The sequence below is a fragment of the Amycolatopsis sp. NPDC005232 genome (genome assembly GCF_040607795.1).
Classification (GTDB): Bacteria; Actinomycetota; Actinomycetes; order Mycobacteriales; family Pseudonocardiaceae; genus Amycolatopsis.
The window spans coordinates 193,636-202,320 of sequence record NZ_JBEXHL010000018.1; the positions used below are offsets into that span (position 1 = coordinate 193,636).

Annotated in this window: 8 protein-coding genes; 7 read left to right on the forward strand and 1 reads right to left on the reverse strand. The window is 66.0% G+C overall.

From position 1 onward, the window contains the following. Positions 1-222 precede the first annotated feature (222 nt). From ABZU76_RS31275 to ABZU76_RS31295, 5 genes are all read left to right on the forward strand, one after another. Positions 223-744, forward strand: a complete 522-nt coding sequence (locus tag ABZU76_RS31275; protein WP_354875711.1) for a YbaB/EbfC family nucleoid-associated protein — start codon at positions 223-225, stop codon at positions 742-744. Continuing rightward, entirely contained in the window at positions 741-1,055 is a 315-nt protein-coding gene (locus ABZU76_RS31280; protein ID WP_354875713.1) for a hypothetical protein, read from the forward strand. The genes ABZU76_RS31275 and ABZU76_RS31280 overlap by 4 nt, the downstream gene beginning before the upstream one ends. Beyond that, positions 1,052-2,842 carry a WXG100 family type VII secretion target gene (locus ABZU76_RS31285; protein ID WP_354875715.1) on the forward strand — a complete coding sequence of 597 codons (1,791 nt, stop codon included), beginning with the start codon at positions 1,052-1,054 and terminating at the stop codon, positions 2,840-2,842. Before ABZU76_RS31280 ends, ABZU76_RS31285 begins: the two co-directional genes overlap by 4 nt. Positions 2,843-3,678: 836 nt before the next feature. After that, positions 3,679-4,539: a YihY/virulence factor BrkB family protein gene (locus ABZU76_RS31290; protein ID WP_354875717.1), complete on the forward strand. Its 861-nt coding sequence runs from the start codon at positions 3,679-3,681 to the stop codon at positions 4,537-4,539. Between the two features lie 1,184 nt (positions 4,540-5,723). After that, complete coding sequence (locus tag ABZU76_RS31295) at positions 5,724-6,083, forward strand: HPF/RaiA family ribosome-associated protein (protein ID WP_354875719.1); 360 nt, start codon at positions 5,724-5,726, stop codon at positions 6,081-6,083. Positions 6,084-6,294: 211 nt separating this feature from the next. Here ABZU76_RS31295 and ABZU76_RS31300 read toward each other — a convergent pair whose 3' ends face one another. Beyond that, positions 6,295-6,954, reverse strand: coding sequence for a helix-turn-helix domain-containing protein (locus tag ABZU76_RS31300; RefSeq protein WP_354875721.1), 660 nt, complete (start codon positions 6,952-6,954; stop codon positions 6,295-6,297). An 86-nt stretch (positions 6,955-7,040) separates the two neighbouring features. Between ABZU76_RS31300 and ABZU76_RS31305 the strand changes: the two genes are divergently transcribed. Both ABZU76_RS31305 and ABZU76_RS31310 read left to right on the forward strand, forming a co-directional pair. Then, a complete protein-coding gene (locus tag ABZU76_RS31305; RefSeq protein WP_354875723.1) occupies positions 7,041-8,048 on the forward strand; it encodes a zinc-dependent alcohol dehydrogenase family protein in 1,008 nt (335 codons plus the stop codon). A gap of 262 nt (positions 8,049-8,310) precedes the next feature. After that, positions 8,311-8,685: hypothetical protein (locus tag ABZU76_RS31310; RefSeq protein ID WP_354875725.1), on the forward strand; the 375-nt coding region annotated here is incomplete at its 3' end.

The following is an 8,685-nucleotide window of genomic DNA, read 5'->3' on the forward strand; positions in this document are numbered from 1 at the left end:
TTTTGAGGCGGCTGAGTCATCTGGACCACTGCGCGACGACAAAAGGACGTTAAGGACCTCGGCCGCCTCCGCGTCGGCCTTGACTCGTTGCCGGCGCGGGCATTTCATCACTCCCGGCGGCAACGCGGACGGTAGTTGGGCACGCGAGCGGAGAACTTCTCCGCTTTCGTGACAGCGTCCGGTTGCGTGCTGTCGACAGCGCGGTGTATTTGAAGGAGCAAGGTGGAGCCGAATCTGAGGTCCGGCGAGGATCTCCAGTACTATCTCGAACGACAAGCCAGTCAAATGCAGGAACGGGCATCCGCGTTACATGAAGCTTTCGCTGCGGCCGCCGCGACCGTGACTTCACGGGACGGCGCGGTCACGGTGACACTGGCGCCGAACGGTGCACTGCGCAACATCCGACTCGGCAGGCGCGCGTGCGAGCTCGGGGAGGCCCGGTTAACGACGGCGATCATGGAAACCGTGCGCCAGGCGCAGAGCCAGACCGCGCGCGCCGTCACGAACTCGGTGGAGTCCATCCTCGGTGGCGGCCAAGCGGTCGAGATGATGAAGAGTTTCCTCCCGCCGGAACCGGCGGCCTACGACGAGGTAGACCAGGACAAGTTCGTCGAGAACCCCGAGCCGGACCAAGCTCCCCCGCCGCCGAAGCCGCCCACGAACCCGCCGCCGGCGTCGAGGCCCGCGCCGCGACGCCGCCCTGCCCGCGACGACACAGATGACGATGAGGTGGACCCGTGGTGAGCGGTGGATACGAAATCAAAGATCCCGCCGCGTTTGACACCTTCGGCGGCAAGCTGAACGAGCTTTCGGACAACGTGCGCGGCACCGGCGATCTTGTGGGCCACATGGTCGCCGATCCAGGCCTGTTCGGCATTCTCGGTGGCCAGATCATCGGTATGGCTGCGAGCATCTACTGCAGCGGCGCTAGTCAAGCCTTCGCCAAATACGGCGAGGCTCTCGAGAAGCACAAGGAGAAGCTCGACCAGGCCAAGAAGGCCTACGAGGCCCAGGAGGATGGCGTGAGCGACTCGATCTCAAGGTACCAGCTGTGAGCGCCATCGAGGATAAAGAATCCTACAGGCCCAACGACTTCTGGCACAATCCGAAAGATACGATCACCGCCGACAACACCCGGACCAACGGCGCGGGAATCGTCAACACGATCGATGTCTTGCAGGCGGCCGTCCACAATAACGACAAGGTGACAGAGGGCATCGCGGGCGCAGGCCTCGCGCTCGACGTTCTCGGGTTGGCGATCGATCCGCTCGGCACCGTGTTCGCCGCCGGGATCGGCTGGCTCATCGAGCACGTCACGCCGTTCCGTGTGCCGCTCGACATGTTGATGGGTGACCCAGACGGCATCACGGTCGCGACGAACGCCATCGGCAACGAGAAGGACAAGGTCGACGGGTGGTCCCAGGACCTCAAGAACGACCTCGGCGCTCTCATGGACTCGTGGTCGGGTGATGCCGCGGACAAGTTCAAGGAGAACACGGACGGTCTCGCCGAGGGACTCACGGCGCTGGGTAATTCCCTCGAATCCGCGAAAAAGACCATGTCGATCTGCGGCGCTGTCATCGGCGCCATCCGAGGGATCATCCGTGACTTCATCGCCAGCGTACTAGGCGGCATTCTCGCGGGCGCGATCGCCGCGGTTGCGGCCATGCCATTCACGTTCGGAAGCTCGATCGGCATCTTCCTGGGCACCGTAGTCGCGACGGTCGCCATCGCGATGGGCAAGATCGCCACCCAAATCGCGAAGCTGACCAAGCAGCTCACCTCCGCAGCGAAGGGGATCAAAGACCTCGGAAAAGGCACCCAAGGCTTGGGGGACGACGCTGCCAAGGCCGCGGATGACACCGTGCCCACATCCACCAGCGGCGACCACGACACTCCCGCAAGCGGCGGCGGCAATACGCGGGCTGACGATGACCCCACATACAACCCGTGGGCCGACAGCAACACCGACAGCAGCCACGACGTTCCGCCACCTGTCCCACCCAAAGACAGCAACGACACCCCCGAAAGCAGTGGCGGGGGCAATGGCAGCGGCAACGCGCGGCCAGACGACGACCTCACATACAACCCGTGGGCCGACAACAAGACCGACAGCAGCCACGACGTTCCGCCGCCCGTCCCACCCAAAGACAGCCACGACGTTCCGCCGCCCGTCCCACCGAAAGACGGCCACGACACCCCCGAAAGCAGTGGCGGCGGCAATACGCGAGCAGACGATGACCCCACATACAACCCGTGGGCAGACAACAACACCAACAGCAGCCACGACGTCCCACCACCCGTCCCACCCAAAGACAGCCCCAACACCCCCGAAAACAGCGGCGGCGGCAACAGTCCCGACTCGTCAGGCGGATCGATCTCAGGCAGGCTCGACGGCGGGCCCAACACCCACGAAAGCAGCGGCACCAGCGGCGGCCACGATACGGGCAACACCGACGGCAACCCTGGCGGTGCCCAGAACGCCGATAGCAAGGACAAGTCCTGGCTCTCTGACAAAAATACGGAAAAGACCCGCGACCTGTTCATGGACGGCGCAAGGAAATACGCTGACGAGCACCCAGAAAAGAACATCACAAGTCAGCAGCTTGACGACTTCGGGTCCAAGATGGACCGGATCCTGAAGGTGATGGACGGCGGCCCGCCAGCGCTCGAAAAGGCGGGCATGGACCCCCAAATCGTCGAAAAAGTTGAAGACACCATCAAGACGTTCACCGATTCGACTCACAGCGGAACGGCGTTCATAACGAAGAGCACTATCGACTTTATCCGGTTCGGAGCATTCCCCGCAATGCAGGCCGCGGGCATCTTCCCCGATGAATGAGGGGTAAGATCGCGTGAGTGTTGTCCTGAGTCCGGGTGTCCTCAATGGACATCCGGACCCAGGGCTTACCAAAACACTCCAGGAGACCGACCCGTCGTAGCCGTAGCCGGTGGTCTGGCCGGATTTGGCCGATGAAGCCAGCTGACCGCGCGCGTCCCAGGTCCAGGTGGTGGTGCCGTCCCCGGCGAGGTCGACGACTTGGGCGAGGTGACCTTCGGAGCTTCCGGCGCCGTCGAGCTCGTGACGAGATCGCGCGCCGCGCCTGGCTGTGGGGCGCCTACCTGCTCGCAGTCCGCCACGAGAACGTCCCCGGCGGCGGCGACGTCGCCGCGACCTTGAGATACCCGCCGACGGCGTGATCGCGGATCGGTCGCCACCTGCGGTGGCTATCGTGCCGGTTGACCACCCGCAGCAGCGAGTACAGCCGGTGAACGGGCGCGTCGCGAGCCGCTCGGTTTCCCATCTCGATACCTCGCCGATGTCGTCTACCAGCAGCTCATCAACGACACGCCCACACGCCCGAACACGTTGCGCCAAACCAACCGCCGCTCGACACCAAACCCCGGGTGCTCCTCATTCCAAGATCATTAACCTCGTGTCGTTCGTGTTCGCAACCTCGCAGGAGCACCACCGAGACCACCGCTGACACATCACCCTTCCAGGGTGAGAAACGCCTCGCCAAGACCCCGGGCCCGGGGTCTTGGCGCGTGGCTGCGGCAACGGCTGTCGCACAAGAGGGTAGGGATGGAGGAACGCAGCTCGAGGTCTCCACCCTCCCGGACGAGGTCACGCCGACGAAGCCGGCGCAGACTTGGCGAAAGGAGGTGCATGAGCGCGTGACAAAGTCGGCTCCGCTGGTTCGCGCGCTGCGCAACCGAGTCGAGGCCGCCCTGCGGGTCATAGCCGAGGACCAGCTACCCGACCGAGCCGCAGCACTGACCTACTTCGGCCTGCTGGCGATCTTCCCGGCGCTCATCGTGCTGGTCGGAATTCTCGAGCTGACCCTGCGCTCCACTCCCGACACCGACGTCGTCGTTGATGGTTTTGTCGAGCTGCTGCCGGCCGGCGCCGCCGGGGTCGGCCCGGTTCTGCGCGACGCCCTGCACGACCGCACCGCGGCCGGAACTGTCGTGGGGGTCGGACTGGTCGCGAGCGTGTGGGCGGTCTCGGGCTACGTCGCCGCCTGCCAACGCGCGATCAGCGCGATCCGTGGTGTGCCCGACACCCGACTGCCCTGGGTCGCCAAGTTGTCGCGGCTTCCGCTGACTCTCCTGATGCTCGCGCTGCTGGCCGGGATCACTCTCGCGCTGCTGGCCAGCGGTCCGCTCGGCGCCGCCCTCGAGCGGGCGGTCGGGCTGCCCGACCTGGTCGCGGGCCTTTGGCACGTACTGCGCTGGCCGCTGTTGTTCGCAGTGCTCCTGATTTTCTTCGGGCTGCTGCACCGAGGGCTGCCGGCCACCCCGGGAGCCCCGCGCGGGCGAGCTAAATGGGTGAGCCGGGGCGGCGTTGTCGGCGTGCTGCTCTGGCTCGCCGGCTCCGGCGCGTTCTCCTGGTACAACGCGAACTTCGCCACTGGTGGCTACGGCGCGCTCGGCACTGTGGTGATCTTTCTCGCGTGGCTATGGGTGGGCCACTTCGCCCTGCTGATCGGTGTGGAGATCGACCTCCGGGCAGTCAGGTCCACCATCAAGAAGTGAGCCGCAAACTCCGCGCCATGAGCACTGCCGGCTCGATCACGCCCTGACCAGCCCAGCAGCGCTCCCGCCGCTGCTGGCCCACCGACTAGAACAGCGCCGACACAACATCGCCCGCCTCCGCACCGACGCCGACTCACCTGTGGAGACACCGTGATCTGCCGCCGCGCCGGGCGCTCAACGCAAGTACGGTCCGCAGCTACGCAGGGAAGGTGCGTTCGTTGGCCAGGATGAACCGGTAGTCCGCGCTACTCACCTTCGGTGTACCCCGCGCGGCACCACGCAGGCCCACCGTTCATCGGCCTACCAACGCGGCGCTTCCGTGCGCCGTTGAGCAACTCGACCGCCATCAGCAACACTGCAGGCACCCGACAGCCCAGGAAAACGACCCTCTCCGGCATCACTCGGCACCGTCCGACAGGTCAGGCCGCGAACTCTTGACCAGCGGGTTCAAGAACCCGTGCTTTACTCTCCGATGGAGGGCTCGAGCCCGAGGCTCCGCGCTCCGAGGGCATGTGAGACCTGGGCACTCACCAACGAGTCGCCGGCGTTGGAGCACTTTCCGACCGTAGTTGCTCCTACCGGCGAGTCGATCTAGGTCTGCGCCCGTCGGGATGCGTCCAGCGGACCGCTCCGCCAGGTAGAACGCCCGCATCCGCTGCTCAGCAGTCTCCATCGCCAGCTGCTGGTCTTCAACATCGCCTGACGCCGCGCCCGGCTCCGCGACGTCAACTGGCGCAAGCGCACCATCCGGCTGCGCGCCTCACCCGGCACGAAGAAGCAAGAACCGTCGCACTCGGTTCCGCCATCATCAGCTACAGCCCCCTCCACGCGCTCCTACTCGCATGGGATGACACACCGTCGGCCCACTCGCGCTCGACGCCTCATGACCGTCTCCGGATTCTCACTCCTCGGTCACGACCGGCAGACACTGCCAGTCGCCGCCCGACGGCACGCCGGGCAACGCGACGGTCCAGTTACGGCGGTTGAGGCCCGTGACGCACAACCGCGCACCAAATGAGACTTACCAAAGACATCGACAACGTGTCGGATACCGTGGACGAGCCACGAATCCAACAGCTAGGCCCAGTTGGAGAACTCGACCACGGGACCAGCGGCTTACACTGTCGTGCGATGTCCTTCTCATTGTCACCGCTGTGCTCGCGTGTGCAGAAAGGAACCAGCGAATGCAGATCCAGATCAGCACAGACAGAAACCTGCACCGCGACGCGGAGCTGATTCAGAGCTTCGAGACCGAGCTCGAATCAAAGCTCGCACGGTTCAGCGACCGCCTCACCCGCCTGGACGTCCACCTGAGCGACGAAATGGGCGGTGGTACCGATGGTGAAGACCTGCGGTGCGTGATCGAAGCCTTCCCCATCGCGCGAGAGCCGGTCGTCGTCACGAACCGCGCCGGGTCGGTGGACGACGCGTTCAACGGCGCACTGTCCAGGATCGAGCATGTCCTCGCGACCCTGTTCGGCCGCACCAGCCACCACAAAGGAGGCGAGTCCATCCGGCACATGCCGAGCGACAACCACCGCTGAACCGTGCGGCTCCGCTCAGCGCCCAGGTGCCACCCTCGCCGTCCTCCTCACGCGACGCCGAATCGACGTCGTCCCACCGCGAGGGGTGCGTCATGTGTACCTCCGTTGAATCAAACTGAATCAACGTCATTGATTGCACGAATCGGTCCACAGTGCACAGCAACCAGAACCTCCGCCGTGAGCCCGCCACCACGACGATCCAAGCCAGCGGTCAGGTGGTACGGCCCAAGAGTGCCGGCGAGGGAAAGCAGTGACTGAGGCGGACGAAGCCCGCGCGGTCACCGATGATGGTCAGCTCGCCGGTGTCTTCGAATGACTTGGGGTCGCCGCCCTTGCCCAGAGTGACCCGGAGGGCGCCGACCGTGCCGGTCGCGCGAAAGTCGACGTCGCCGACGGCGCCCTGTTCGACCTGAAGGCCATTGGTGGACGCGGTGAGGGTGAAGTTCTCCCGGCCGATCGTGAGTACGGCGGTCGTGGTCGCGCCCATGCGCGCCGGTTCGTAGAGCGCGCTGAAGCCCAGCAGCAGCGCAGCAGGGCTCTGTTCGGCCCCGGGCGGCGCGGACTGGAGGACACCCCACCGGGATAGCTCGATGAGCACGGGCCGCAGCTGAAGCCCACGGGTGGTGAGTCGGTAGGCCGGGGTGTTGGCCGGCGGGTCGAGCAGAATCCGCTCGACCAGTCGCGCCTGCTCCATCTCGCGGATGCGGCGGGTCAGCACGTTCTGGCTGATGGTCGGCAATCCGCTGCGCAGGTCGCCGAACCGCTTCGGCCCCAGTAGCAGCTCCCGGACGACCAGCAACGTCCACCGCTCGCCGACCACGTCCAGTGCGCGAGCCATCGCGCACGCATCGTCGTAGCTCCGCTCCGTCACAAACGCACGCTACCAGAATCGCTCCTGATGGTGCTAACTTCAAACTATCCAGTGCTAAAATAGCACCAACACGCCAGGAGCTCATTATGACCATCACGCGAGGCCTGCGGTTCGACTCCCTCGGCGAACCCGCCGAGGTGCTCTCCCTCGTCGATCTCGACCTGCCGGCTCCCGGGGCCGGCCAGGTCACCGTCGATCTGGAGGCCGCCCCGGTCGACCCGGCGGATCTGAACTTCGTCCGCGGCCGCTACGGCCTGCGGCCGGCACTTCCCTCCGGGGTGGGCCAGTCCGGTGTCGGCCGCATCTCGGCCGTCGGCCCGGAGCTCGCCGCCGGCGCCTACGGGCACCGGGCAGGCGACCGGGTCTTGATCATTCCGACCGGCGAGCAGTTCTCCTGGCGGAACCGGGTCAACGTCGATGTTGCGAACGTCGTCGCCGTTGACGGGGACGTCGACCCGGTGCAGCTCTCGGCCGTGGGCGTCAACCTGATCACCGCCTATCAGCTGCTCGACCACGGCACTCTCGAGAAGGGCGACTGGGTCGCGCAGACCGCGGCCAACTCCGCGGTCGGCGGCGCCGTGATCGCCCTTGCCCACCAGCGGGGTCTACGCACGCTCAACATCGTCCGACGACCGGAGGCCGTGCGACTGGTCGATGAACGAGCCGACGCTGTCCTGGTGGACGACGACAACCTCGCCGAAGGCATCACCGCCGTGCTCGGCGAGGAGAAAATGCGGCTGCTACTCGCCGCGACCGGTTCCGCGGTGCCGACCGCCATGCAGTACCTCGGATACAACGGCACCGTCGTCGCCTACGCGGCACTGGACCGGCAGCCCATCGCACTCCCGCCGCTCGCCTTCGCCAACCTGCACGTACACGGGTTCTGGGTGCTGAACTGGCTCCGCGACACCGACCGTGGCGAGGTGCACAACGCCTACCGCGCTGTCGCGGACCTGGTCGCCCAAGGGGCGGTCCGGACACCGGTCGCGGCCACCTACTCCCTCGAGGAATTCGCGACAGCGCTCGCCCACTCCGCGAAGACCGGCACCGACGGCCGCCAAGGCAAGGTCTTCTTGACCTTCGCGCAGTCCTGATCCCGATCAGTCACCCGCCCCTGCTCCGAACCTGCCGGTACGTCTGGGCGGTCGCCCACACCGACACCGGCCCCGCCGCTCGTCCGCCGACGAGGGTGAGCTGTCCGTCGCAGAAAAGTTCGAGGCATGAACTTCGTGTTCCGGGGAAGCCTTCAGGTGACAAGAAGGAGGGTTCCATGGTGGAGAACGACGAGGACGTCCTCGAGCTGCTGCAGCGGGAGCACTGGGAATCCACGAGCGGTTCGCAGGGAGGTGAGCGGCAGTGAAGCACGGAGTACCGCACGACGGCGACGGCGATGCCAATCCGCAGGAGTTCGCGGAAGAAACCAGGACGGACCCGGTGCCCCGGGAGGTGCAGGAGTACCAGGAGCCGAATCAGTCAGCGGCTCCGGTCTCCGGCCGCCGCCGGCTGGCCGGCGTGCTGCGGATCCTGTTCGGGGTGGTGTGGGCGATCGACGCCTCGCTCAAGTGGCGCCCCGATTTCCTGCGCGGCCAGGTGTTCGCCCACCAGTTCGGCATCCACGACCAGATCACCACTCCCGTCATCCGCCAGTGGATCGACCTGTGGCAGCACATCGCGGCGCTGGCGCCCACGGGGATGGGCGTCGCGACGGCCATTGTCGAAACGCTCATCGCG

Excerpts from the sequence above, each read along its gene's own strand:
- ABZU76_RS31295 (WP_354875719.1), top strand. The coding sequence starts at position 5,724 with ATGCAGATCCAGATCAGCACAGACAGAAACCTGCACCGCGACGCGGAG.
- ABZU76_RS31305 (WP_354875723.1), top strand. The coding sequence starts at position 7,041 with ATGACCATCACGCGAGGCCTGCGGTTCGACTCCCTCGGCGAACCCGCC.